The organism is Streptomyces glaucescens (genome assembly GCF_000761215.1).
Lineage (GTDB): Bacteria > Actinomycetota > Actinomycetes > Streptomycetales > Streptomycetaceae > Streptomyces > Streptomyces glaucescens_B.
The window spans coordinates 3548115-3571516 of sequence record NZ_CP009438.1; the positions used below are offsets into that span (position 1 = coordinate 3548115).

Genomic DNA, 23402 nt, shown 5'->3' on the forward strand with positions numbered 1-23402 from the left:
CCGCCGCTACTGCACCCAGCCCTTGACCAGCCAGAGCTGGTCGAGGTTGGCGTCGCACTGGTTGCCCTGCTCGCAGGAGATCTTGATGGTGTTGGTGCCCTTGTTGAGCTGGACGTAGTTGTAGGTCTTCGTCCAGCCCTTCTCGTAGTCGCCCTCGGGGGCGTTCGCCCAGTTCTTCATGTCGACGGGCGTGGAGGCGGCGGTGCCGTTGACCGTGAGGGTGGCGTTGGCGTCCTTGCCGGGCACGCCGTAGCCGACGTACAGGGTGTACTTGCCGGACTCCGGGATGCCGTTGACGTTCCAGGTGACGGAGGCGCCGACGGTGTTGAAGCCGGTCACGTAGAAGCCGCCGTCGGCCCGGGCGCCCTTGATGTCGGAGGCGGTGCGGGCACCGCCGCCGAGCAGCAGCGTCTTGGCGTCGATGGCCGGCAGCTCGTCCTCCTCGGCGGCCGGGCTGCCGCTGTCCGACGGGGTCGGCTCACCGCTGCTGGTGACGGTCGGGGTGGGCGTGGGGTCGCCGCCCGCCTTGTCGTCCTCGCCCTCGCTGTTCAGCATGGCCACGCCGATGCCGATGACCACGGCGGCGACGACCGCGAGCGCACCGATCAGCAGCCCCTTGGTGTTGGGGCCGCGGCCCCGGCCGCCGCCCGGCGTGCCGGGCATCGGCTGCTGGGTGGTCGGGGCGCCGCCGGGGTAGGTCTCCGGTGCGGCGTAGTGGGCGCTGGGACGGCCGGGCGCGCCCTGCTGCGGCGGTATGGCCGGACCGTAGGCGGCGTGCTGCTGACCGCGCGGACGATCGCCGACCGTGCGCACTCTGCTGACCGAGTTCGGGTAGCCGTAACCGCCGGACGGCGGCTGGGCCCCGTTGGCCTGACCGTCGGCGTAGAGGTAACCGAACGGGTCGTCGTCCTCGGGCGTGCTCGCGCCGTTGTTGCCGGGCGTCATCCCTCGTACTCCTCAAGCAGGTGCGGAACGGATGCGATGCGGTGGTGAGAGGGCGAGCCTACCCGCTCTCACTGCACCAGACGGGTGACCCGGATCGCACCGACGCGCTGACCTGCGGTTCATCCCGCACGGCGGTGCTGTTTGGGACGAGATCGTTTCTCTACGTACATCCGCTCGTCCGCGGACTTGAGCACTTCGTCCGCGGTCATCCCGCAGTGCGCCCAGCCGATGCCGAAGCTGGCACCCACCCTGACGGCCCGGCCCTCGGCCCGGATCGGCTGGATGATCTCGTTGCGCAGCCGCACGGCGAGGTCCTGCGCGTCGGCCCGGCCGAGGCCGTCGGCGAGGATCACGAACTCGTCGCCGCCGAGCCGGGCCACGGTGTCGCCGTCGCGGACGCCGTTGCTGAGCCGGCGGGCGACCTCGATGAGCACGGCGTCACCCGCGTTGTGGCCGAACCGGTCGTTGATCGACTTGAAGCCGTCGAGGTCGCAGAAGAGCACCGCGAGGCCCTTGGTGCCGTCGTCGTGGTCGCCGGCGGGGGCGACGGTGTGCACGTGGTGGTCGTAGACGTCGACCTCGTAGCCGTCGCCGGGCGGGAAGTCGAAGGCGTGGCCGGCCTGGTCGTAGCTGTCATAGCTGTCGTAGCCGTCGTAGCCGTCGTAGCCGGGGTGGCCGTGGGCGGCGTCGTGGGAGTCGGCGGGGCCGGACTGGGGGCGCTGGCAGAGCCGGGCGGAGAGCCGGGAGCGCAGCTCGGCGGAGTTGGGCAGTCCGGTGAGCGAGTCGTGGGAGGCGCGGTGGGCGAGCTGGAGTTCGCGGCGCTTGCGTTCCTCGATGTCCTCGACGTGGGTGAGGAGGAAGCGGGGGCCGTCGGCGGCGTCGGCGACGACGGAGTTGCGCAGCGAGACCCAGACGTACGTCCCGTCGCGGCGGCCGAGGCGCAGCTCGGCCCGCCCGCCCTCGGCGGAGGTGCGCAGCAGGGTGCCTATGTCCTCGGGGTGGACGAGGTCGGAGAAGGAGTATCGGCGCATCGCGGAGGCGGGGCGGCCGAGGAGGCGGCACAGGGCGTCGTTGGTCCTGAGGATCCGGCCGTGCTGGTCGCCGCCCATCTCGGCGATGGCCATGCCGGAGGGGGCGTACTCGAAGGCCTGCCGGAAGCTCTCCTCGCTGGCCCGCAGGGCCTGCTGCTCGCGCTCCAGGCGGATCAGGGCGCGCTGCATGTTGGAGCGCAGCCGGGCGTTGCTGATCGCGATGGCGGCCTGGAAGGCGTACATCTGGAGGGCCTCGCGGCCCCAGGCGCCGGGCCGCCGCCCGTTGCGCGGGCGGTCCACGGACAGGACGCCGATCAGTTCGCCGGAGGCGGGACCGCCCTGGGCGCCCGGGGCGTACATCGGCGCGAACAGGCGGTCGGAGGGGTGCCACTCGTCCTCGAAGCGGGGGGCGGGGCCCTCGGTGTACCACTGCGGGACGTCGTCGTCGTCGAGGACCCAGCCCTCGGTGTGGGGTATGAAGACCAGGTCGCCCCATTGCTCGCCCATGTTCAGCCGGCGTTCCCAGGAGGCGCGCGAGCCGACCCGGCCCGTGATCAGCGCCTCGGCGGCGGGGTTCCCGGAGAAGGCCGCCACCACCAGGTCGCCGTCGGGGCGGACGAGGTTGACGCACGCCAGCTCGTACCCGAGGGCGGTGACGACGCCGTCCGCGACGGTCTGCAGTGTGTCGGCCAGGCTGCGTGCGGTGTTCATGTCCGCCATGACCTGGTGCAGCTGTCGCAGGGACGCAAGGCGGACGTACGGTTCCGACTCGGTCTCCATGCTCGCCCTCCCCCCGATACCTCGCAGCGAATCATGAGGGTCGTCTTCGGCGCGGGTCGCCTCCGGCGCCATTACAGGGTGGTCGCCCTTGTACTCCCCGCCACTGAATCACAGCGCGCTGCCCACTCGGTACACAGGGTCAACAATTAACGCCCCTTGTGACTCAAGTCACAGCAGAACGTGAACAATGGAATGGGGATTGCGCGTTCTCCCCTTCCGTTCACCGAACGCATGGTTTGCACGAATGACCACGGCGCGCAAATCCACCGTGCGGGAAGTCCGCCTCCGGCCCTAGGACCCGCCTCGGGCCGAGGTCCGATGCGGCGCGTCCGTACCGGAGACTAGCGTTTCCCCCGTGCTGAAGACTCCCCCCTCGACCCCGCCGGCCCCGTCCGCCCCGGCAGTACCCGTTCAGCCCTCCCCCGCCGGGCATGCTGAGGGGGTGAGCAACGACGAGTTCCGGGCCGCCATGTCCCGGCTGGCCGCCGGTGTGGTCCTGGTGACCGCGGTCGAGCCGCCGCTGGACCCCGACGACCCCGCGGCGCCCGCGGGCGAGGACGTCGGCATGACCGCCACCGCCTTCATGTCGGTCTCCCTCGACCCGCCGTTGGTGCTGGTCAGCCTGCGCGAGGGCTCCCGCATGGACGACCTGCTCGCCGAACAGCCGCGATGGGCCGTCTCCGTGCTCTCCGAGAGCCAGCGCCACATCGCGGGCCGGTTCGCCATGAAGGGCCGCGTCAGCGACCGCCTCCTCTTCGCCGACATCCCCTACCGGCGCGGCGAGGCCACCGGCGCGCCCCTGGTCGGCGGCGCCCTGGCGACCCTGGAGTGCCACACCGAGCAGCGCGTGACGGCCGGCGACCACACCCTCGTGATCGGCCGGGTCCTCACGGCCCGGGTCCCGAGCGCGGACGGCGGGCCGCTGGCGTACTTCCGCGGCCGGTACCGGCAGCTCGGCTGAGCACCGGCCCGCGCCGGAGCGCGGCACCGGCCCACGGCCACCGGAGCGCGGGCCCGCCGCCGGAAATCGTTCGCCGCGCGGTGGCGGTCTTCCCTACCGTGCCCGGATGATCACTCTCGAAGAGCTGACGCCCGGCAATTTCGACGCCGCCACCGCCGTCCGGGTCCGCCCCGACCAGGAGCACGCCGTCTCCCCCGTGATGCAGTCCCTCGCCGAGGCCTACGTCCACCCGGACGGTGTCGCCTGGCCCCGCCTGATCACCGACGACGGCCGCCCGGTCGGCTTTCTGATGGCCTTCCTCGGCATCGACTGGCACGGCGACGGCACCGTCCGCCGCTCGGGACTGTGGCGGCTGAACATCGCCGCGGGGGAACAGGGCAAGGGCTACGGCCGGTTCGCCGTCGAGTCGGTGGCCGCCGAGATCCGCCGCCGCGGCGGCACCGGGATGTACGTCACCTGGCACCCCGGCCCCGACGGACCCGAGGGCTTCTACCTGGGCCTCGGGTTCCGCCCGACCGGGGAGACCAGCGGGGGCCAGACCGTCGGCGTGCTCGACCTGGCCTGACCCGCGGCGCGCCGGTCTCCCGGGGACGGCGGGGCTACGACCAGTCCCGTGCCGAGCGCCCGCGCTTCGTCTCGGAGCGCTGCTTCTTCTCCCGCAGCCGGCGCTCGTTGATCCCGCGGGGGATCCGGGTCGGCCGGCGCGGCTTCGGCGGCGGCGCGCTCGCCTCGGCGAGCAGCGCGGCGAGGCGTACGGCGGCGGCCTCGCGGTTGCGCCACTGGGACCGGTGCTCGGACGCGCGCACACCGATCACCCCGTCGACCAGCCGCCCGGCCAGGCGTTCGAGCGCCCGCTGCTTCCACACCTCGGGCAGCGCCTCGGTGCGCGCGAGGTCGAACCGCAGCTCCACCTGGGAGTCGCTGGTGTTGACGTGCTGCCCGCCGGGCCCGGACGACCGCGAGAAACGCCACATCAGCTCGGCCTCGGGCAGGGAGACGGAGCCGCGGATGACGTAGGGACCGGACATGCCGTCCATGTTCCCGTCGCCGCCCCGTCCACGTCACCCGAATATCGAAGGGGTTTTCCGGCCGTCCGGGTAAAGAAAGTAAAGGACCTGGAACCTGGCGCACCTCCGCCGGCGTTGAGTGGGGTAGCTGTAGCTTTTGCCGTACGCAACGAGGGAAGGGACTCCCAACAATGGCTGTAAGCCTGTCCAAGGGTGGCAACGTCTCGCTCACCAAGGAGGCTCCGGGCCTGACCGCCGTCACCGTGGGCCTCGGCTGGGACGTCCGGACCACCACCGGCACCGACTTCGACCTCGACGCCTCCGCGATCGCGGTCAACGCTCAGGGCAAGGTCTACTCCGACCAGCACTTCGTCTTCTTCAACAACAAGCAGAGCCCGGACCAGACCATCGTCCACACCGGTGACAACCTCACGGGCGAGGGCTCCGGCGACGACGAGCAGATCAACGTCAACCTGGCCGGCCTCCCGGCCGACATCGACAAGATCGTCTTCCCGGTCTCCATCTACGACGCGGAGTCCCGCTCGCAGAACTTCGGCCAGGTCCGCAACGCCTACATCCGCATCGTCAACCAGGCCGGCGGCACCGAGATCGCCCGCTACGACCTGTCGGAGGACGCGGCCACCGAGACCGCCATGGTCTTCGGCGAGCTGTACCGCAACGGCGCCGAGTGGAAGTTCCGCGCCGTCGGCCAGGGCTATGCCTCGGGCCTCGCGGGCATCGCGCAGGACTTCGGCGTGAACGTCTGAGCCTCGCGCTCGTCCGTCTCGTCCTCGGGCTCCCCGGTCTCGTGCCGGGGAGCCCGGCGGCGTTACGTTGCCCCGCATGATCCTCGAAGCCCTCACCGTCCCGCGCGGCCACGCCCTCCCGGGCCCGCTGCTCGCCGAGGTGACCGCGCTGTACGCCGCCAACCGCGAGTACCAGGCGCTCAGCGGCGACTTCCCGGACCCGGACGACATCCGGCCCGAGCAGGTGGCGGCGGTCCTGGCGCAGGAACTGGCCGACCCGCACACGGAGGTGCTGCTCGCGCGGAGCCGGGGACGGCTCGTCGGCATGGCGATCACGCTCGCGCACCATCCCGACCCGGCCGACCCCGACCCGTGGATCGGTCTGCTGCTGGTGGACCCGGCCGTGCAGCGGCAGGGCCACGGCCGTCGCCTCGCCGCCGCCGTCGAGGACCGGTTCCGCGCGGCGGGCCGCGGTGCCGTGCGGCTCGCCGTCCTGGACGACAACTCCGGCGCGCTCGCGTTCTGGACGTCCTGCGGCTACGAGATCGTCGGCCACCGCCGCGACCGCGCCCTGGGCCGCCCCTGCGCGGTGCTCTCCAAACCGCTGCGCACCCCGCGCCGGGCCGCCCGGGTCGCCGTGGTGGACCCCGACGGCGCGGTGCTGCTCTTCCGCTACGACAACGTCGAGGCCGGCGTGCACTGGGCGCTGCCCGGCGGCGGCCTGGAGCCCGGCCAGGGCCCGCGCGAGGGCGCCCTGCGCGAACTGCGCGAGGAGACCGGCTGGACGGACCTGGAGCCGGGCCCCCTGCTGTGCACCTGGGAACACGACTTCACGCACGGCGACGTCCCCGTCCGCCAGCACGAGCACGTCTACGTCACCCGCGGCCCCCGCCGTGACCCGGCCGGCCCGCAGCTCGCCGCCGCGCACGCCGCGGACGGCATCCTCGCCTGGCGCTGGTGGACCAGGGCGGAACTGGCAGCGGAGGCCGAGCCGGTCTGGCCGCCGGAGCTGGCGCGTCTGCTGGACGCGTGGGAGTCCTGACCGGCGCTCACCGCGCGGCCGTCGTCAGGGCAGGTCGGGGCGGCCGTCGCCGTACAGCCAGTCCTCCCAGACGCCACTGAGGTCGTGGCCCGGCGCCCGCCGTTCCACGTAGTCCGTGAACTCCCCGGTGTGTGCGTTGCCGTGGCGGTGCTCGGCGGCCCAGCCGCGCAGCAGGCGGCGGAAGGCGGTGTCGCCGACGATCTGCCGGATCCTGTGCAGCACCATCGCGCCCCGGTCGTACACCGGGCGTCCGGAGACATCGGCGGCGGTCGGCGGCTTCGCGGGCGGGAACGCGAACACGTCCTCGTCGGCATAGAGCGCGTCGAACGTCCGCTCGGCGCTGTCCCCGCCGTGTTCCTCCTCCCACAGCCACTCCGCGTACGTCGCGAAGCCCTCGTTGAGCCACATGTCCCGCCAGCTCGTCGGCGTGACCGAGTTGCCGTACCACTGGTGGGCCAGCTCGTGGACGAGGAGCGGCAGGTCGGGGGCGCCGGGGAAGACGGGGCGGTTCTGCGTCTCCAGGGCGTACTCGGCCGCGTCCGCGGGGGCGACGATCGCCCCCGTGGAGGAGAACGGGTACGGGCCGAAGGTGTCCCGCGCCCAGGCCATCACCTCGGGCAGCCGGGCCAGCACGGCCCGGCTCGCGTCCGCCTGCCCGGGGTGCACGGCGCTGTGCACCGGCAGCCCGTCCGGGGTCCGGCCGCGCCGGATCTCGTAGCGGCCGATCACGAGCGTGGCGGCGTGGCTGGGCATCGGCTCGGCGGTGCGCCAGGTGTACGTCGTCCGGCCGCCCTCCGTCCGCTCGCCCGCCGGTTCGCCGTTGGAGACCGCCGCGAGGCCCCGCGGCACGGTGACCGTGAGGTCGTAGGCCGCCTTGTCGGAGGGGTGGTGGTTGCCGGGGAACCACGCCATCGAGCCGACCGGTTCGCCGAGCGCGAGCGCCCCGTCGGCGGTGGGCAGCCAGCCCTCCTCGGACCCGTCGGGGTCGGTGACGGTGACCGGGGTGCCCTCGTAGCGGACCGTGACGCGGAAGGTGGCGCCCTCGCCGAGCTCGCCGGCGGGGCGGACGGTCAGCTCCTGGCCGGTGCGGTTCCAGCGGGCGGCGGTGCCGTCCACGGTCACGGAGCGGACCTCCATGCCGTCCAGGTCGAGGTTGAGGGCGGACAGGCGCTGTGTGGCCCGGGCGGTGACGACCGCCCGGCCGGTGAGCCGGCGGCTGCCGGGGGCGTAGTCGAGGGTGAGGGCGTAGTGCGTGACGTCGTAGCCGCCGTTGCCCGCCTTCGGGAAGTAGGGATCGCGCACCCCCGAGCCGCCGGGCGTGCCCTCCACCCCGCCCTCGCAGGCGGCCGAAGCGAGAACGAGACAGACACAGAGGGCGACCGGGACGGCGGGCACGCGACGGAACACACCGGTGATCCTAGGGCGACGGGGCCGGCGGCCGGGCGCCCCGGACACGCGGCCCACCCCACGCGCACCACACCGCGGTCCGGCGCCGCCGGGAACCGCCGCCCCCGGGCCGTGACACCATCGGTCGCGTGCTCGACATCGGCTACGCCCTCTCCAACCGTTTCCCCGACCCGCCGCAGACGGACTACCGCCGCGCGGACGTCCACGCCCTGCGCCACGACCTGTTCTGCGGCGACGTGTACCTCGCCGACACCGAGGCCGACCGGGAGCTGTCCACATCCTGGGGATGGGTGCCGGTACTGGACTTCGCGTGGGCGCTGTGCGACATCGTGGAGCGGCTGGACCGCGACCCGGCGGGCTCCCGCGCCTCCCGCCCGCAGCACGCGGAACTCGACTTCACCGAGTCCACCGACCGGATGCTCTTCGAGCGCCGCTTCGGCTGGGTCGACATCGAGTCGGACTGGATGCCGGCCGAGGAACCGCCCCTCAGCTTCTCCCACGCCGAACTGCGCCGCGAGGCACGGGACTTCCTGCACGACCTGATCGCCGACCTGTGCGACCTGCACGAGGACCTGGCGGACAACCCGGCGATCTGGACCCTGCAGGCGAAGTTCCCGCGGGTGGGGTGAGGCACGGGCCGCCTCACACCACCCGCACCCCCAGCGCCGCCGCGAACACCGCCGCGAGGTCCATCAGCTGACCGGGGCTGATCACCGCGCCCGACAGCCGGTCCAGCCCCCCGGCGATCTCCAGCGGTTCCGCGCCGCGCAGGTCCACGTCCTTCAGGGTGGCCGCGGTGAAGTCCGCGCCCTTCACGGCACAGCCCACGAACTCCACCCGCTCCAGCCGCGCACCCCCGAAGTCGGGCTCCACCAGCACGCAGTTCTCGAAGACGACGTCCCTCAGGCGTGCCGTGCGCAGGTTGAGGAAGTCCAGCTTCCCGCCGCGGACCACCACCCGTTCCAGCACCGCCCCGTGCAGCTGCACCCCGCCCAGGCGCGGCTCCGTCACCTCCACGTCCCGCAGTGTCGCCTCGGCCAGGTCGGTGCCGACGCCCTGGACCGGGCCGAGCACCGAGTCGAGGAAGCGGGCGTGCCGGAGCCGCGTCCCGGTCAGCGTGCAGGACGCGAGGGCGCAGTCCAGGAAGCGGGCGCCGCCGCCGTCCTGGCCGGTGAGGTCCGCGCCGCGGAACTCCAGGCCGTCGTAGTCCCCGTCGGGTTCCAGGCCCGCGCCGCCGTACGGCTCCAGGGGCGGCAGCCGCGGCTCCGGCCGCCGCGCCGGTCTCGGGTCACTCGCCTTGCGCACCATGGCCCCATGCTGCACCCCGCCACTGACAATCGCCCTGACCAGCGGCGACGCCGGCGATGTCACATCCGGGGCCGCCGATCGGTCCTAGAGGGAGGACGGAGAAGACCGGAACGCGACCCCAGGGAGAGCCATGCACCGCATCACCGTCATCGGCGGCGGCTTCGCCGGACTCACCGCCGCGATCACCGCCGCGGAGGCGGGCGCCAAGGTCACGGTGTACGAGGCGCACCACACCCTCGGCGGGCGCGCCCGCACCGCGGACGGCCCGTACCGGACGAACGAGGGCCCGCACGCCCTCTACAACGGCGGCCCGCACTGGACCTGGCTGCGCCGGCGGGACCTGATCGGCCCGCTGGCCCCGCTGCCGCCCCTGGAGGCCGCCCGGCTGCGACTGCGGCACGGCGGCGCACTGCGCCGCACCCCGCCCTTCGCCATGCTGAAGCTGCTGCGCCGCGCCGCCCGGCAGGCCCCCGTCGACACCGACTTCCTGACCTGGGCGACCGAGCAGGCCGGCGAGGAAGGCGCCCGCGCGGCCGCGCACTACTGCGCCGTCGCGCTGTTCCACCACGACCCCGGCTCGCTCTCCGCGGCGTTCGTGCAGGAGCGGCTGCGCCGGGCCACCAAGCTGCCCCCGGAGGCGCACTACCCGCGCGGGGGCTGGTCGAGCGTCGTCGACCGGATGGCCGGGCGCGCCTGGAACCTGGGCGTGCGGATCGAGACCCTGTCCCGCGTGGACAGCCTGCCCACGGACACGCCCGTCATCGTCGCGACCTCCCTGGACGCGGCCCGCCGGCTGCTCCGGGACGACTCGCTGACCTGGCCCAGCGGCCGTACGGTCCTGGTGGACCTGGCGGTGCGCACCCGCCGCGGTGACGCGTTCGCCGTCTCCGACCTGGACGCGCCCGGCTGGATCGAACGGTTCACCGCGCAGGACCGCACGCTCGCCCCGGCGGGCGAGCAGCTCATCCAGGGACAGTTCCCCATCGGCCCGGACGAGACCCGCGCGGACGGCGTCGCCCGCGCCGAACAACTGCTCGACCTGGCGTTCGACGGCTGGCGGGAACGGGTCACCTGGCGCCGCGAGGCGGTCGCCAACGGCCGTACCGGCGCCGTCGACCTGCCCGGCACCACCTGGCGGGACCGCCCGGCCGTGGACCGCGGCGACGGCGTCTACCTCGCGGGCGACCAGGTATCCGCGCCGGGCGTGCTGTCGGAGGTGTCCTTCACCAGCGCGCTGACCGCGGTGTCGCTCGCGCTCGGCCGGCACGGAACACGGCCGCTTGACCTCAAGCACGCTTGAGGCCGCACCGTGGGATCCCGTCACCGACCCGCACCACCGCACCGGGGGGAATCCCATGCACGCCGTCCGACTGCACGCCTTCGGCCCCGCCGAGAACCTCACCTACGAGGAGACCGCCGACCCCGCGCCCGGCCCCGGCCAGGTCCGCATCCGGGTCGCCGCCGCCGGTGTGCACCTCCTCGACACCGCGATCCGCGAGGGCGTGCAGGGCCCGCTGCCCGAACTGCCCGCCCTGCCCACCATCCCCGGCCGCGAGGTCGCCGGGGTCGTCGACGCGCTCGGCGAGGGCGCCGACCGGGCGTGGCTCGGCAAGCGGGTCGTCGCCCACCTCGGTTTCGCCCCCGGCGGCTACGCCGAGCTGGCCGTCACCGACGCCGAGCGCCTGCACGAGATGCCCGAGAACCTGGACTTCGCCCAGGCCGTCGCCATGATCGGGACGGGCCGCACCACCATGGGGATCGTCCAGTTCGCCGAGCCGGGCCCCGGCGACGTGGTGGTGGTCCCGGCCGCCGCTGGCGGAATCGGCACCCTGCTCGTGCAGTACGCGAAGAACGCCGGCGCCACCGTCGTCGGCCTGGCCGGGGGCCCCGCGAAGACCGCCCGCGTGCAGGCGAACGGCGCCGACCTCGCCGTCGACTACCAGGACCCGAGCTGGCCGGACAAGGTGCGCGCCCGGCTGGGCGGCCGGACGGCGACCATCGTCTTCGACGGCGTCGGCGGCGACGCCGCCCGCGCCGCTGTCGGCCTGCTCGGCCCCGGCGGCAGGCACATCGTCTTCGGCTGGTCCGCGGAGGGACTGCACGACGGCACCCCGTACGTCGTCGAGGGAGTCACCGAGCAGGTCCTCGGCCCCGTGATGATGCGCAAGGCCGGCGGCCCGAACCCGGTCCGCACCCTGGAGCTGCGCGCCCTCGCCGAGGCCGCCGCCGGCCGGCTCGTCCCCGCCGTGCACCGTTTCCCCCTCGCCGAGGCCGCCGCCGCCCACCGCGCCCTGGAGACCCGGGGAACCACCGGCAAGGTCGTACTGGAGCCCTGACCGGCCCCGGCCGGCCCGCGGACACCCCAGGGGCGGTGCGTCAGTGCCGCCCCGCCACCCGGTCCGCCCACCGCGCCAGCCGCGACGACTCCGCGCGGTGCGTCACCGTCTCCCGCCGGTCCGCCGCGCGGTACGTCGCGTACATGCCGTGCACGCCCAGCCAGCGCAACGGCTCCGGCTCCCACCTGCGCACCCTGTGCCCCACCCACGGCAGCTCGGTCAGCTCGGTCCGCCCGCCCTGCCCGGAGTCCTGCTGGACCAGGTCCCGCAGGGTACGGCCGGCCAGATTGGCGGTGGCGACACCGGAGCCGACGTAACCGCCCGCCCAGCCCAGCCCCGTCGACCGGTCCAGGGTGACGGTGGCGCACCAGTCGCGCGGCACACCCAGCACCCCCGACCAGGCGTGCTCGATCCGCACCCCCGCGAGCTGCGGGAAGAAACCGGCCAGCACCTCCCGCAACGCCGCGACCGTCTCCGCCCGCGTCCGCCCGTCGTTGTCCGTCCGCGACCCGAAGCGGTACGGCACTCCCCGCCCGCCGAGCGCGATCCGCCCGTCGGCGGTGCGCTGCGCGTACATGTACGCGTGCGCCATGTCGCCCAGCGTCTCCCGTCCCTCCCAGCCGACCGACGCCCACTGCTCGTCGGTCAGCGGCTCGGTCACGACCATCGACGAGTTCATCGGCAGCCAGGTCCGCCGCTGGCCCCGCAGGGAGGCGGTGAAACCCTCCGTGCAGCGCAGCACATAGGGCGCGCGGACCGTGCCGTACGGCGTCACCGCGTGCTTCGGCCGGATCTCCGTCACCGGCGTCGACTCGTGGACGACCACCCCCAGCGCCTCCACGGCCGCGGCCAGGCCCTTGACGAGCTTCACCGGGTGCACCCGGGCCCCGTGCGGCGTCCAGGCCGAGCCGACCGCGTCCGCCACCCGGATCCGCCGGGCGGTCTCCTCGGCCCCGTACAGCTCCCGGTCCGTCTCACCGAACGCCGTCTCCGCCGCGTGGAACGCCCGCAGCCGGGCCAGCTGCGCGGGCGTGCGCGCCACCTCCAGCACCCCGCCCTTGTGCAGATCCGCGTCGATGCCCTCCGCCGCCGCCACCCGGATGACCTCGTCCACGGTGTCGTTCATGGCCCGCTGAAGACGTACGGCGGCCTCGCGGCCCCGCAGCTTCGCGTACCGGTCCCGCCCCGCGATGCCGTTGTACAGCCATCCGCCGTTGCGCCCCGAGGCCCCGTAGCCGCAGAACTTCTGCTCCAGCACGACGATCCGCAGGAACGGAGCCGCCTTCTTCAGGTAGTACGCGGTCCACAGCCCCGTGTACCCGCCCCCGACGATCACGACATCGGCGGACGCGTCACCCTCCAGCGGCCCGCGGCCCTCCGGGAAACCGTCGGACGCGTACCAGAAGGAGACTCCGCCGTTCACGACACCGCTGCTCATGGCCCCGGACGGTAACCCGCGCGACCGGCCGGTGTCTCCTTCGGATTCCGTGGAACCGGCGGACGCCGCAGGGCCGTGAACCGGATGAAGACACCCGCACGCGCGCGTAGGGTCGGTCCCCGTGATCCATGTCCCGGAGGAACTGGCGGCTTCCCAGGCGAAGTTCAACGGCGGCGAGGGCCGCGCCTTCATCGCCCGGCTGCCCGACCTGGCCGACGCCTTCCTGGAACGCTGGCAACTGCGGCTGGACGGACCGCCGATGAACGGCCGGTGCGCGCTCGTCCTGCCCGTGCTCCGCGCGGACGCCACCCCCGCCGTGCTCAAACTCCAGCTCCTCGACGACGAGACCGAGGGCGAACCCGTCGCGCTGCGCGCCTGGAACGGCGACGGGTCCGTCCGGCTCCTCGACCACGACCCGGACACCGGCACCATGCTGCTGGAACGCCTCGACCCGGCCCGCATGCTCTCCCACGTCCCCGACACCCGCGCCGCCGTCCAGGTCATCGCCCGCCTGCTCGCCCACCTCACCGCCACTCCCGCCCCCGCGCGGCTGCGCCGCCTCGGCGACCTCGCCCACCGCATGCTGGAGCGGACCCCGCGGGCCCTGGAGCGCATCCCCTGCCCCGATGCGCGAAGCCTGGTCGCCGACTGCGCGGCGGCCCTCCGCGAGGTCGCCGACGAGCCCGGCGACCGCCTCCTGCACTGGGACTTGCACTACGACAACGTCCTCGGCGCCGACCGCGCCGACTGGCTGGCCATCGACCCCAAGCCGCTCGCCGGCGACCCCGGCTTCGACCTCCTCCCGGCGATCCGCAACCGCTTCGACCCCGCCGAGATCCACTGGCGCTTCGACGCCATGACCGGCATCCTCGCCCTGGACCGGGCCCGGGCCGGCGCCTGGACCCTCGGCCGCGTCCTGCAGAACTGCCTGTGGGAGACCGAGGAAGGCCGCCCGCCGGAGGCGGAGCAGCTGGAGATCGCCCGGACGCTCCGGGCTACCCTCCGCCCATGATCCGTACCGCGACCCCCGACGACGTCCCCGTCCTGCACACCCTGATCCGCGAACTCGCCGCCTACGAGAGGGCGCCCCACGAGGCCCGGGCCACCGAGGCCCAGCTCCACGCGGCCCTCTTCGGCGAGCACCCCGCCGCCCACGCCCACATCGCCGAGGACGACACGAGCGGCGAACCGGTCGGCTTCGCCCTGTGGTTCCTGAACTTCTCCACCTGGCGCGGCACCCACGGCATCTACCTGGAGGACCTCTACGTCCGCCCCACCGCCCGCGGCGCCGGCCACGGCAGGGCCCTGCTGGCCGAGCTGGCCCGCCTGTGCGTGGAGCGCGGCTACCAGCGACTGGAGTGGTCCGTCCTGAACTGGAACGAGCCCGCGATCGGCTTCTACCGGTCCCTGGGCGCCGTACCGCAGGACGAATGGACGGTGTACCGGCTGACGGACCAGGCCCTGGCCGACCTGGGGACGGCATGAGAGAGGCCCGGACCGGAGTTCCTCCGGCCCGGGCCCGCACCACGAGCCCCCTGTCGGACTCGAACCGACGACCTTCGCTTTACAAGTTCTCTTGAGTGAGTCGCGGGCCAGGCTCTCGGTGCTCTTCCCAGCGGCGCGATGTGTACGGATGACGCTTGTGGTGCGGCGTTGTGCGGGCTTGTTGCCGTCAACGGCTGCCGTCAGCTAGCGAGCGGCAGCTACCTCGTGTACCTGCGGCAACATCTTGCATCCATACCAATGCCCAGGCGTTCCAAGGATGTGAGCGCGCAAAAACCTGCCTTCGGTTGCCTCTCAGGCCTATCCTTACGAGGGTCTGCGTATGGAATCGTCATCACGATGGGGGGACTAGTGCTGCCACCGCAGGCGTTGGAGAGGCTTGTGCAGCCGGCGCAGGAGCTACTGGCGAAGGACCCAGCCGCGCTTCGCTCGACAATTCCCGTCAGCACTGAAACATGGCATAACGGACTTGAGCAAGCAGGGATCGTTCGTCAGCGCAATCCCATTTCCAGGGAGATAGCCGAACTCCAAGACGCTGTTGACTCTCACGACGCTAAAGGCGTTCGCGCCAGAAGTTTGGCCTTGGCCCAGAGGGTGCAGGAAATCTGCTCGGACTTGAGCATTCTCGCTGCATGCAAAGTGGCTTCTGATGGGAGAAATATAAACGCCATCAGGAAATTGTTCGACCTAGCCCATGTCACTTTGAAGCGCTACGCAGGTAAGTCGTCACCCTTGGAGGTAAATGAAGTTACAGAGTCCATGCTGGCGGCGCTTGAACACCTTTTCTCTCAATCTCCATATCTGCATGATGACCCCTGCATGGAAGTTTTTGGCCTTCCCAGGGAAGACGTGTCTGAGGATAATGGTATTTTTTCCGAGTCGCGGCTTTATGGGTATTACTATGGGCGTTACGGGCAGCTTGCAGCTAAGGTCGATGGCATTTGGTCTGCGCTAACGAACTCCCCACCGTCCTTGATGGACGGTCTGACGCCTGCATGGGTGCTCATGCATGCAACTTATCCTTTGACAATGTACCGGGCTGCTGTTTTCGCTAGGGAGCAGATACAGCACAGTTTCGCGGCGGACCCCGCTGCAAGCGCCGCGGCATTGCGCGCATACAAGCTCCGCATTGATAAAAGTAAAGCAAATCACGCGGGTGTCATCAGAACTCAGAACGCCGCAAATTCGAGCGTGACGAACGCAGAAAAAGCCGAGTTGACGCTCGACCTATATCGACGGGTGATTGAGGGGCAATTCCGCCCTTGGGCTTGGACCTTGCTGCAACTTAGGGGGCGAGTTGGCGCGCGCTTACCTGAGTTGAATACCCTTAGGGAAATGCTGCTTGCCGACGGGCATCGCGTTTTGAAGGACGCCGCTCACGCCATTCTTCCCGCCGCCCGCAATGCGGCGGCTCATGAAGACTTCCTGTGGGATGAAGAGCTTGAAGAAATTTGTGTTGGTGACGCCACAACGTCAGTTACTGAACTTGAGCAGGCTATCAGTCGAGCCTACGACTTTATGTGCGGATGCGAGTGCGCCATAGTCGAATGTCGAGCTAACGATCCCGTTTTGGTCGATGCTATGGCTTCCGAAGATCCGCCGGGTGGCTCCCTTGCTCGCAACGTCGCTGTTGCCGTAAATCTGTTTGGAACCAACGGCTTGCGCGTAAAGTCGCACGCGCTCGATCGCGGCATCTTTTCCGTTCACGTGGAAAAGTGGGACCTCCAAGCCGTCAACCCTGGACTCCAGGCTCTAACGGCGGCGTCGCAGGTACTCCCCAAGGTCAACAAGTTTCAGGTTCGCGTCGGCGTTCCCGCTTTGCTGGCAGCAGACATCGACCGATCTCACTTGCAGAGAAATTGGCATGTATGGCTACTAGCTCGTAGCCGATTCAATGAAATGCCGTTGAGTACGTTCCTTCCGGCGAACGCTGCAGTTCGATTGGCGGTTGAGTCGCCCACGGAAGCAGTTCGGGCCGTTACCTGGCTTGCACTCAATGACGCCATGCACGTGTTCCAGGATGCCGCAGAGGTAAGCCATGACCGTCGACGTTTCAAGCGTCTGTGGCCGCACTTGCAAGCACGACTTGAATTGATTTCCTATTCGATAACGGTGGCAAACGAAATTGTCGGAGCGGACGATGAGGAGGCTACGGCGGCACAGGAGCTGCTCAAAAAGGTTGCTGTAGAGGTGGCAAAGCCTGTGAAAGACGTAGTTGTGAGCTTCGTAGTCAGTCTGGGGCGGATGATTGAACGTCATTGGAGACAACTCGGCCCGGTGCCGATTCTCCCAACGCTAGATAAGACGCCACTGCACTGAAACGGCTTGGTTGCCCACATGTCCCTGCATGGTAGATGGCTCGCCTGATTCGGCGACACGCGCCCGTGGTGCCGTAATAGGCTACCGCCAGGCCAAGGTGTCAGAGCTGCGATTTGGTGGTCTCAGTCGGTTTCAGACTGAGGTCGGGGTCGGACGGCGTCCAGCGCCGCGACGATGACCGTAGGATCACCGTCATAAAGAATGTGAGGCTCGTCAGACGCGGGAGGGATAAAACGAGTTCGGTATCGCCGAAGGTCGCTTTCGGAGAAGTAAATCGAGTTGGGATCGTGTGCGTGCGCCTCGTTGCGCTTGCTGATTCTCGACCAGAGTTCATCGTGGCTTGCTTCTAGATAAACGAGCACCGGGGTTGCGCCGGCGTCGCTGGCGATGGCTTGCCACCGGGCACGGTCGTCCGGCGTCCAGAAGCCATGGTCGACCACAACATCGCGCCCGGCCTTAAGCAGCTCCCGAAGTTCGACCGCCACGTCCTCAAGGACCGGACGCTCAAGAGTGGGGAAAGTACCCCGCGGGAAGTCCACTCCGTACACGCCGTGACGCCGGTACATCTCTTCATCGGGGCACAGGCGCGAGAATCCGCGATCGGTGAGTACTCGGGAAAGGGTGGTCTTCCCGGACCCAGGAAGACCAGCCATAAGGACACAGAACGGAGGGCGAGCGGTCATCGGTCTCATCAGAGTCTGGGAGATTGCAGCAATCTCCGCTTCGGCTTCGGGGGAAAGGTTGCCGGTGCGGCAAGCGGTGAGCAGGGCGCCCAAGCGGGCTTCGAGGACGCTCAAAAGCGTGTCGTCAACTGTCATCATTGGGACACCTCTGACTCGGCCTGCCAGGTGCGACCAGGGCCTCCAAGGTCGACCCCGTACTCCACCACGTTGTCCTCGCTGTCAATGAACTTCGCTGTCATGACGACCACGGGTTCCGTAGGCGGGTTCTTGGGGTCCAGTTCCAGTAGCTCTGCGTCTTCGGCTGTCAACACGCGCGCTGAGGCGGTGTCGACCCGATGACTGATGGGGACGCCGGTCGCCTCGGCGATGAGCTGGAGCGATGTACCCCCGGTCAGTCGCTCGCTCACGGCCAACTGCGGAATGAGCTTCCCGTATCGAGCGGGAATCCACGAGGTACTGTGCGCCACGATGCCGTGTCGGTCCCTGTACACCCTGCGCCGGCGGATCACGTCGGAGCGTGGCTCAATGCCCAGAGCCTGTGCCACATCCGAAGGCGCAGGCACTACCGCGGCCTCGTGCGAGTCGGACCTTTCACCTGACCCCCAACTTGAGCCAGTACGACGACCCCGGTCCTGACGCTGAGATCCGGAAGACATCGGGGCCGGACGGTCCAGAACTTCCGTCCCGATCCCGTGGATGCCCCTGACTAGACCCTCGTTGCGTAGTTTGCGCAGCGCCTTCTCGGCCGTCGCGGTGCTCACTCCCCACTGCTCCGAGAGGTTCTTGATGCTCGGCAGGAGCGATCCCGGCGTTAGCTGTCCGGACTCGATCAGCTCCGTGTAGTGGGCAGCAATTTTCGCGTACGGCGCCCGATTGTCGGCCTGACCGGCCATGTCGTCAGCTCCCTCATCAGCGGTTCCCTGCGGTTCCCTAGCTTACCGCTTGACACCGCAGGGAACCCTAGGGAACCTTAGGGATGTGCCCGTCGATCGATGCCCGATCAGCGGGTGCGAGACCTCAACACGCCTGCGCTCAACGGGGCGAGTCGAGGCAAAGGGGCCCGGGACAGAGCGGGCCGAGGGACCCGGACCCCTGGTCAACCGGAGGGCTTAGACCGAAAGGTCGCGTCTCCATACGCCTGAAACGGGAGCTCGCGTTCCCGAAGGAGACATCGCACGACCACGCTGCCGCAGCGCTTCTGGCCTGCGGCCGGTTGCCTCCGCTGCTCGTCTCGCACGAGCAGCGCTGAGGGGAGCCGGATGTTCCGACTTCAACGGCGCGCGGCCCCGGTGCGGGAACACCGGGGCCGCTGTTCGGGCCGTTCCTGTGTGAGAGGAACCAGACCCAATGGAACACATCGTCACTGTTCAGGACGCTGTTACCGCGTTCGCCGACTGGCGCGAGCCGTCGGCCGCGGAGCTGGACGCGATCGAGCAGGAGATGCCCGCCATCCTGGCGGAGGTCGACCTGCTGGACGCGCAGATCGTCACCCTGGACCGCGCCCCGTCCGAGCTGGACGAGCGGCGCATCCGCCGGGCCCGCCGGCGGGTGCTCGCCGAGCGGGCGGCGCTCACCAACCGCACCGCCACGGCCCTGCCGGGGGGTGCCGCGTGAGCGCCACCGAGCAGAACCTGACCGCGATGCACGCCGAGGTGAAGGCGGAGATCGCACGGACGGACACCAAGACCGGGCTGCTGCTGGCGTTCGTCGGCGCGGTCCTCGCCGGCGCCTGGTCCGTCGCCCGCGACCTGCCCCTGAACCTCGCCGCCTACATCGTCGGCGGCCTCGGGCTGGCGGTGCTGGTCACCTCGGCCGGGCTGCTGCTGCGCTCCACCCGGCCGAACCTGCGCGGCCGGCACGGCTTCCCGCTGTGGGCCACTCTCACCACCGACGAGATCACCACCGCGGCCGCATCCCGCGACCTGTCCGCCGACGTGGCCGGCCTGTCCCGGCTGGCCGTGGCGAAGTTCGCCCACCTGCGCCGCGCCATCGACCTCACCTACGTCGGCGGCGCCCTGCTCATCCTCGCCGCCCTGCTCACCCTCGGAGGTGCCGCATGAGGACGAGGACGGTTCTGCCCGCCGGCGTGATGACGGCGGTGTCCATGGTGCTCACCCTGGCCGTGGTCGTGATGTGGCTCGGTGCGGCGGTGCCGTGGCCGGTCGCCCTGGTCGTCGGTCTGGGGATCGACGGCGGATGGCTGGCCACCCTCGCCTACGAACGCCGCCTCGCCGCCCAAGGCGACCACAGCACCCCGGTCACCGCCGTCGGCTGGTCCTTCGGCCTCATCGCCACCGGCGTCCTGGTCGCCCACGCGCTCACCGCCGACGGCGCCCGCGGTGCGTGGCTGGCCGTGGCGTGGCTGCCGCTCGCGGCCAAGGCGCTCTGGCTGGTGCACGGACTGTGGGAGCGCACCGCGCTCACCCCGGCCGCCCTTGACGCCATCGCCGGTATCCAGCAGGAAGCGCGCGACGAAGCGGCCGTGGCCCGCGCCCGACTGCGCGCCGAAGCGGCGACTGAGGAGACGCGGCTGACGGCCGTGACGGCCGCCGGGGCGCGCGTCGCACGCGTCCAGGCCCGAACCGCCGAAACCCTCGCCGGCGCCTGGTCGACGCTGGAGGCGGCCCGGCGGGGCGAGGACACCAGCAGGGCGCTGACCAGCGTGACGAGCCCCGTCACGCCCGGTGTCACGGCCCGCTGGGACCTGCCCGTCTGGGGGCCCTCGGAGCCGGTTGCGGCGCTGGAGTCCGCGCCCGCCCTCACCGACACGGCGCTGGACGACCTGGTGCGGGAGATCCGGGACAGCGAGGTCCCGGCCCTGTCGTATCGGGAGATGGCGGCGCGGTTCCGGGCGGCCGGCCACTCCGCCTCCGAGGTCCGCCTGCGGGCCGCCTGGAAGCGGGTCGCGTGATGGGAGCGCTGCCGGTCTACCGGTGGCGCCTGGCCCCGGACGGCTACGCCACCCGCCGCCAACTCCGCGCCCGCGGTCTGCGCCCCGGCGGACAGGACGTCGCCGCGCAACTCGAACGGCCGCGCCGCCGCCGGGGACCGCTGGTCGCCTACCTCTACCGCATCCAGGACGCCAAGCCGGTACGGCCGATGACGCCGGCCAGATGGGCGGCACTGGCCAAGGCCAACCGCGCCCGCCGCACCTGCCCGCAGTGCCACACCGATGCGGGCTACGTCATCCCCGCCTCGCTGGGCACGTGCGTGCCCTGCGCTTCCCCTTCTACCTCGCTGAGGAGTGCCTAATGGGTAAGCCCGACACCCGCCGCCTGGACCGGGAGATCCAGCAGGCGACCCGCAAGCTGGAAGCGGTCCGCAACCGGGAGCTGTGGCCGCTGGACGGCCGCGAGCGCCGCGCCATGGTCGGCGCGGTCGTCTCCGGAACGCGCAGCCTGCGCAAGGGCAACGGCACCGCCCGCGCCGACCGGCAGATGGACACCGCGTGGCAGTCCGCCGAGACCCGATTGGTCACGGAGATTGCCGCGCTGAAGGCCGAGCGGCAGCGCATCGTCACCGAGGCCGCGCAGGCCAAGGCCGCCAAGAAGTCGACCAGCTGGTGGTGACCACACCCGCCCGCGCCTGACCCTCACCGCTCGGGGTGGCCCGCCGAGCCTCCAGGCCCGGCCACCCCGACGGCTTCCTCAACTCCGGCCCTGCTGGGGCAGTCAGGAGACTCTGCATGTCCTCGAACGTCGTTCACCTGCACAAAGACCCGACCCCCGACCCGGCCCCCGTCACAACACTGACCGTGGTCCCCGGCGCGTCGGCCGCACGCCCGGTGCCGCTGTGGGTGCGCTCCGGTCGCGCGATCCGCCGCGCGGTCACCGACGAGCGGACCAAGAGCGCCGCCCGTGCGTTCGTGCGGCACAACGCCTACGTGATGGGTGGGGCGAAGATCGTGGCCCGCCGCACCTGGGACGGCCGCACCGGCTCGCGCTACGAGCGGATGCTGCGGGCCGCCGAGGCGGCCGGCAACCACGAGGTGGCCGCCGAGTGGGAGGAGCGCCTGCAGCGCTTCCGCGAGGCACGCCACCGCCGGCGCATGGACCTGCTCCATTCGCCCATCGACGCCGCCAAGGGCGTAGCCGTGACGACCGGCATGGGCATCGGTGGCCTGGTCGCCCTCGGTGTCGTGCTGGCCATCGCCAACAAGGACGCGGCAGACGTGATCACGCCGCTCCAGGCGGTCATCGAATTCATCGCCCTGATGATCCGCATCGTCCAGATCGTGTGGGGCCCACTCGTGAGCATCGGCCCGTTCCTGGCGCTGCTGGCGCTGTGGTCGGTCGGCCGCCACCAGCAGGCAGCACCGCAGTGGGCCCTGCCCGCCAACGTCCGCAACGGCGAGGGCGAGCCGATCACCCCGTCCATCGTGGTCAAGGCCCTGCGCGACCTCGGCATCCCCGCCCTGCGCAAGGCCATCCAGGAGATGGGCGACGCCGGCGCCTCCATGCTGTCCCCGATCGTGATCGCCGGATGCGGCGTCGAGGTCGACGTGACCCTGCCGTCGGGGGTGTCGACGAACGAGGTGCAGAGCAAGCGGCGCAAGCTCGCAGAGAACCTGTCCCGGCACGAGCACGAGGTGTTCATCACGATCCCGCAGGCCGCGCGCACGGTGCGGCTGTGGGTGGCCGACTCCGGCGCTTTGGACGAGCCGATCGGCCCGTCCCCGCTGGTCACCGACGAGACACTGACCGCCGACTACGCCAAGGGCAAGGCCCCGTGGGGTCAGGACCTGCGCGGCGACGCCGCGCAGATCAGCCTGTATCAGCGGCACCTGCTGGTCACCGGCTTGTCCAACCAGGGCAAGACCGCCTCGCTGCGGGCGCTCGCCCTGTGGCTGGCCCTGGACCGTTCGGTTCAGTTCTGGCTCGCCGACCTCAAGGGCGTGGGCGACTGGGCCATGTTCGACGGCCTCGCCCAGGTGCTCATCCAGGGCCCGACCGACGACCACGTCATCCAGGCCACCGAGATGGTCGAGGACGCGGTGGAGGAGATGAACCGGCGCATCGAGGCCCGGCGCACCGACCCGAACGCGACGTTCCCGCCGCTCATCGTCCTGGTCGACGAGGCGCAGGTGGCGTTCATGTGCCCGGCCAAGGACGACGACGGACGCCCCTACGGCGGCTCCAAGGCCACCTCCCGCTACTTCATGGCCGTCCGCAAGATCCACAACCAGGGGCGGGCCGTGGACGTGCTGATGTGGCAGGGCACGCAGGACCCCACCGACCAAAACCTGCCCAAACTCGTGCGCGAGGGCGCCCACACCCGCGCATCCCTCGCGCTGGGCACCGAGCAGCAGTCCCGCATGGCGCTCGGGGACAAAGCCGTCAACGGCGGCGCCGCCCCGCACCTGCTGCGCCAGGGCCTGGACAAGGGAACCCTGGTCGTCGCCTCCGACGGCATCACCATCCCTGCCGGCCAGGCGTCCATCACGGTGCGCACCCACTTCATCGACGACGAACCGGCCGCCGAGATCGCCGACCGGGCCAAGGCCCTGCGCGACGGCGTCACCACCCTGCACACCATCGACCGCACAGTGGAGCACGACCCGCTCACCGACATCGCCGCCGTCATCGGGGACGCGCCCCGGCTGCGCACCCAGGACGTCATCAAGCGGCTGTCCGCGATGAACCCCGAGGCGTACGGCGACTGGTCGCCAGTCGACCTCACCCGCGTCCTGGAGGCCGCCGGCGCCGAGCCGTACAAGTCCGACGGCCGCATGGTCGTCGGCCGCGACCGCGTCGCCCGCGCCCTCGCCGAACGCGACGCCGAGGATTCCGCTTCCGCCTCCTGAACCCAGGGAGGCCACCGCGTCCGGGTCAGGGAGGCAGGGAGAACTCCCTAAACCCCTCCCTGACCCGCATCCCTGGCCCTGACCAGCACAAAT

At 71.0% G+C, this 23402-nt stretch carries 24 protein-coding genes; 16 read left to right on the plus strand and 8 right to left on the minus strand.

Annotated elements, in window-relative coordinates; translation table 11 throughout:
• Nucleotides 1-6 precede the first annotated feature (6 nt).
• A complete protein-coding gene (locus tag SGLAU_RS15275) occupies nt 7-945 on the minus strand; it encodes a CBM35 domain-containing protein (RefSeq protein ID WP_043501952.1) in 939 nt (312 codons plus the stop codon).
• A 119-nt stretch (nt 946-1064) separates the two neighbouring features.
• Nucleotides 1065-2756 carry a diguanylate cyclase CdgB gene (cdgB, locus tag SGLAU_RS15280; protein ID WP_043501953.1) on the minus strand — a complete coding sequence of 564 codons (1692 nt, stop codon included), beginning with the start codon at nt 2754-2756 and terminating at the stop codon, nt 1065-1067.
• A gap of 355 nt (nt 2757-3111) precedes the next feature.
• Here cdgB and SGLAU_RS15285 point away from each other — a divergent pair, with 355 nt between their 5' ends.
• A complete protein-coding gene (locus SGLAU_RS15285; protein ID WP_078957730.1) occupies nt 3112-3717 on the plus strand; it encodes a flavin reductase family protein in 606 nt (201 codons plus the stop codon).
• Between the two features lie 106 nt (nt 3718-3823).
• Nucleotides 3824-4282: a GNAT family N-acetyltransferase gene (locus SGLAU_RS15290; RefSeq protein ID WP_043501957.1), complete on the plus strand. Its 459-nt coding sequence runs from the start codon at nt 3824-3826 to the stop codon at nt 4280-4282.
• 34 nt (nt 4283-4316) lie between these two features.
• Here SGLAU_RS15290 and arfB read toward each other — a convergent pair whose 3' ends face one another.
• Nucleotides 4317-4754: an alternative ribosome rescue aminoacyl-tRNA hydrolase ArfB gene (gene arfB / locus SGLAU_RS15295; RefSeq protein WP_043501958.1), complete on the minus strand. Its 438-nt coding sequence runs from the start codon at nt 4752-4754 to the stop codon at nt 4317-4319.
• 161 nt (nt 4755-4915) lie between these two features.
• Between arfB and SGLAU_RS15300 the strand changes: the two genes are divergently transcribed.
• Both SGLAU_RS15300 and SGLAU_RS15305 read left to right on the plus strand, forming a co-directional pair.
• Nucleotides 4916-5491, plus strand: a complete 576-nt coding sequence (locus tag SGLAU_RS15300) for a TerD family protein (RefSeq protein ID WP_043501959.1) — start codon at nt 4916-4918, stop codon at nt 5489-5491.
• Nucleotides 5492-5567: 76 nt separating this feature from the next.
• Nucleotides 5568-6512 carry a bifunctional GNAT family N-acetyltransferase/NUDIX hydrolase gene (locus SGLAU_RS15305; protein ID WP_043501962.1) on the plus strand — a complete coding sequence of 315 codons (945 nt, stop codon included), beginning with the start codon at nt 5568-5570 and terminating at the stop codon, nt 6510-6512.
• Nucleotides 6513-6536: 24 nt separating this feature from the next.
• Here the strand turns inward: SGLAU_RS15305 and SGLAU_RS15310 are convergent, their stop codons facing one another.
• Complete coding sequence (locus SGLAU_RS15310) at nt 6537-7919, minus strand: M1 family metallopeptidase (RefSeq protein WP_043501963.1); 1383 nt, start codon at nt 7917-7919, stop codon at nt 6537-6539.
• A 128-nt stretch (nt 7920-8047) separates the two neighbouring features.
• Here SGLAU_RS15310 and SGLAU_RS15315 point away from each other — a divergent pair, with 128 nt between their 5' ends.
• Nucleotides 8048-8548: a hypothetical protein gene (locus SGLAU_RS15315; protein ID WP_043501964.1), complete on the plus strand. Its 501-nt coding sequence runs from the start codon at nt 8048-8050 to the stop codon at nt 8546-8548.
• 13 nt (nt 8549-8561) lie between these two features.
• On the opposite strand, the gene SGLAU_RS15320 is transcribed toward SGLAU_RS15315, so the two are convergent.
• Nucleotides 8562-9227, minus strand: a complete 666-nt coding sequence (locus SGLAU_RS15320; protein WP_043501966.1) for a pentapeptide repeat-containing protein — start codon at nt 9225-9227, stop codon at nt 8562-8564.
• 130 nt (nt 9228-9357) lie between these two features.
• Here SGLAU_RS15320 and SGLAU_RS15325 point away from each other — a divergent pair, with 130 nt between their 5' ends.
• Nucleotides 9358-10527 carry an FAD-dependent oxidoreductase gene (locus SGLAU_RS15325; protein WP_043501968.1) on the plus strand — a complete coding sequence of 390 codons (1170 nt, stop codon included), beginning with the start codon at nt 9358-9360 and terminating at the stop codon, nt 10525-10527.
• Between the two features lie 55 nt (nt 10528-10582).
• On the plus strand, nt 10583-11563 hold the full coding sequence (locus tag SGLAU_RS15330) for a zinc-binding dehydrogenase (protein WP_043501969.1): 981 nt from the start codon (nt 10583-10585) through the stop codon (nt 11561-11563).
• Between the two features lie 40 nt (nt 11564-11603).
• Here the strand turns inward: SGLAU_RS15330 and SGLAU_RS15335 are convergent, their stop codons facing one another.
• Nucleotides 11604-13001, minus strand: a complete 1398-nt coding sequence (locus SGLAU_RS15335; protein WP_208868912.1) for an NAD(P)/FAD-dependent oxidoreductase — start codon at nt 12999-13001, stop codon at nt 11604-11606.
• A 121-nt stretch (nt 13002-13122) separates the two neighbouring features.
• On the opposite strand from SGLAU_RS15335, the gene SGLAU_RS15340 reads away from it, so the two are divergent.
• From SGLAU_RS15340 to SGLAU_RS35245, 3 genes are all read left to right on the plus strand, one after another.
• Nucleotides 13123-14013, plus strand: a complete 891-nt coding sequence (locus SGLAU_RS15340) for an aminoglycoside phosphotransferase family protein (RefSeq protein ID WP_043501972.1) — start codon at nt 13123-13125, stop codon at nt 14011-14013.
• Nucleotides 14010-14486: a GNAT family N-acetyltransferase gene (locus SGLAU_RS15345; protein WP_043501974.1), complete on the plus strand. Its 477-nt coding sequence runs from the start codon at nt 14010-14012 to the stop codon at nt 14484-14486. The genes SGLAU_RS15340 and SGLAU_RS15345 overlap by 4 nt, the downstream gene beginning before the upstream one ends.
• A gap of 399 nt (nt 14487-14885) precedes the next feature.
• Nucleotides 14886-16823: a hypothetical protein gene (locus SGLAU_RS35245; RefSeq protein WP_159072782.1), complete on the plus strand. Its 1938-nt coding sequence runs from the start codon at nt 14886-14888 to the stop codon at nt 16821-16823.
• Between the two features lie 122 nt (nt 16824-16945).
• On the opposite strand, the gene SGLAU_RS15350 is transcribed toward SGLAU_RS35245, so the two are convergent.
• Both SGLAU_RS15350 and SGLAU_RS15355 read right to left on the minus strand, forming a co-directional pair.
• Complete coding sequence (locus tag SGLAU_RS15350) at nt 16946-17644, minus strand: AAA family ATPase (protein WP_043501975.1); 699 nt, start codon at nt 17642-17644, stop codon at nt 16946-16948.
• Nucleotides 17641-18399: a GntR family transcriptional regulator gene (locus SGLAU_RS15355; protein ID WP_043501976.1), complete on the minus strand. Its 759-nt coding sequence runs from the start codon at nt 18397-18399 to the stop codon at nt 17641-17643. The genes SGLAU_RS15350 and SGLAU_RS15355 overlap by 4 nt, the downstream gene beginning before the upstream one ends.
• A 454-nt stretch (nt 18400-18853) precedes the next feature.
• On the opposite strand from SGLAU_RS15355, the gene SGLAU_RS15360 reads away from it, so the two are divergent.
• The 6 genes from SGLAU_RS15360 (at nt 18854) to SGLAU_RS15385 (ending at nt 23309) form a co-directional block, all read left to right on the plus strand.
• Nucleotides 18854-19120 (plus strand): DUF6284 family protein, encoded by a 267-nt coding sequence (locus tag SGLAU_RS15360; RefSeq protein WP_043501978.1) that lies wholly within the window; start codon nt 18854-18856, stop codon nt 19118-19120.
• Nucleotides 19117-19566, plus strand: a complete 450-nt coding sequence (locus tag SGLAU_RS15365) for a Pycsar system effector family protein (protein ID WP_043501979.1) — start codon at nt 19117-19119, stop codon at nt 19564-19566. Before SGLAU_RS15360 ends, SGLAU_RS15365 begins: the two co-directional genes overlap by 4 nt.
• Entirely contained in the window at nt 19563-20417 is an 855-nt protein-coding gene (locus tag SGLAU_RS15370) for a hypothetical protein (protein ID WP_043501980.1), read from the plus strand. The genes SGLAU_RS15365 and SGLAU_RS15370 overlap by 4 nt, the downstream gene beginning before the upstream one ends.
• Complete coding sequence (locus SGLAU_RS15375) at nt 20417-20758, plus strand: RRQRL motif-containing zinc-binding protein (protein ID WP_043501982.1); 342 nt, start codon at nt 20417-20419, stop codon at nt 20756-20758. Before SGLAU_RS15370 ends, SGLAU_RS15375 begins: the two co-directional genes overlap by 1 nt.
• A complete protein-coding gene (locus SGLAU_RS15380; protein ID WP_043501984.1) occupies nt 20758-21075 on the plus strand; it encodes a hypothetical protein in 318 nt (105 codons plus the stop codon). The genes SGLAU_RS15375 and SGLAU_RS15380 overlap by 1 nt, the downstream gene beginning before the upstream one ends.
• 116 nt (nt 21076-21191) lie before the next feature.
• A complete protein-coding gene (locus tag SGLAU_RS15385; RefSeq protein ID WP_043501986.1) occupies nt 21192-23309 on the plus strand; it encodes an FtsK/SpoIIIE domain-containing protein in 2118 nt (705 codons plus the stop codon).
• Nucleotides 23310-23402 lie beyond the last annotated feature (93 nt).

What these genes read in the sequence shown, in the direction of transcription:
- SGLAU_RS15275 (WP_043501952.1), bottom strand. Translation starts at nt 945, where the DNA reads ATGACGCCCGGCAACAACGGCGCGAGCACGCCCGAGGACGACGACCCG.
- cdgB (WP_043501953.1), bottom strand. Translation starts at nt 2,756, where the DNA reads ATGGAGACCGAGTCGGAACCGTACGTCCGCCTTGCGTCCCTGCGACAG.
- SGLAU_RS15290 (WP_043501957.1), top strand. Translation starts at nt 3,824, where the DNA reads ATGATCACTCTCGAAGAGCTGACGCCCGGCAATTTCGACGCCGCCACC.
- arfB (WP_043501958.1), bottom strand. Translation starts at nt 4,754, where the DNA reads ATGGACGGCATGTCCGGTCCCTACGTCATCCGCGGCTCCGTCTCCCTG.
- SGLAU_RS15300 (WP_043501959.1), top strand. Translation starts at nt 4,916, where the DNA reads ATGGCTGTAAGCCTGTCCAAGGGTGGCAACGTCTCGCTCACCAAGGAG.
- SGLAU_RS15305 (WP_043501962.1), top strand. Translation starts at nt 5,568, where the DNA reads ATGATCCTCGAAGCCCTCACCGTCCCGCGCGGCCACGCCCTCCCGGGC.
- SGLAU_RS15320 (WP_043501966.1), bottom strand. Translation starts at nt 9,227, where the DNA reads ATGGTGCGCAAGGCGAGTGACCCGAGACCGGCGCGGCGGCCGGAGCCG.
- SGLAU_RS15325 (WP_043501968.1), top strand. Translation starts at nt 9,358, where the DNA reads ATGCACCGCATCACCGTCATCGGCGGCGGCTTCGCCGGACTCACCGCC.
- SGLAU_RS15330 (WP_043501969.1), top strand. Translation starts at nt 10,583, where the DNA reads ATGCACGCCGTCCGACTGCACGCCTTCGGCCCCGCCGAGAACCTCACC.
- SGLAU_RS15335 (WP_208868912.1), bottom strand. Translation starts at nt 13,001, where the DNA reads ATGAGCAGCGGTGTCGTGAACGGCGGAGTCTCCTTCTGGTACGCGTCC.
- SGLAU_RS15345 (WP_043501974.1), top strand. Translation starts at nt 14,010, where the DNA reads ATGATCCGTACCGCGACCCCCGACGACGTCCCCGTCCTGCACACCCTG.
- SGLAU_RS15350 (WP_043501975.1), bottom strand. Translation starts at nt 17,644, where the DNA reads ATGATGACAGTTGACGACACGCTTTTGAGCGTCCTCGAAGCCCGCTTG.
- SGLAU_RS15355 (WP_043501976.1), bottom strand. Translation starts at nt 18,399, where the DNA reads ATGGCCGGTCAGGCCGACAATCGGGCGCCGTACGCGAAAATTGCTGCC.
- SGLAU_RS15360 (WP_043501978.1), top strand. Translation starts at nt 18,854, where the DNA reads ATGGAACACATCGTCACTGTTCAGGACGCTGTTACCGCGTTCGCCGAC.
- SGLAU_RS15370 (WP_043501980.1), top strand. Translation starts at nt 19,563, where the DNA reads ATGAGGACGAGGACGGTTCTGCCCGCCGGCGTGATGACGGCGGTGTCC.
- SGLAU_RS15375 (WP_043501982.1), top strand. Translation starts at nt 20,417, where the DNA reads ATGGGAGCGCTGCCGGTCTACCGGTGGCGCCTGGCCCCGGACGGCTAC.
- SGLAU_RS15380 (WP_043501984.1), top strand. Translation starts at nt 20,758, where the DNA reads ATGGGTAAGCCCGACACCCGCCGCCTGGACCGGGAGATCCAGCAGGCG.
- SGLAU_RS15385 (WP_043501986.1), top strand. Translation starts at nt 21,192, where the DNA reads ATGTCCTCGAACGTCGTTCACCTGCACAAAGACCCGACCCCCGACCCG.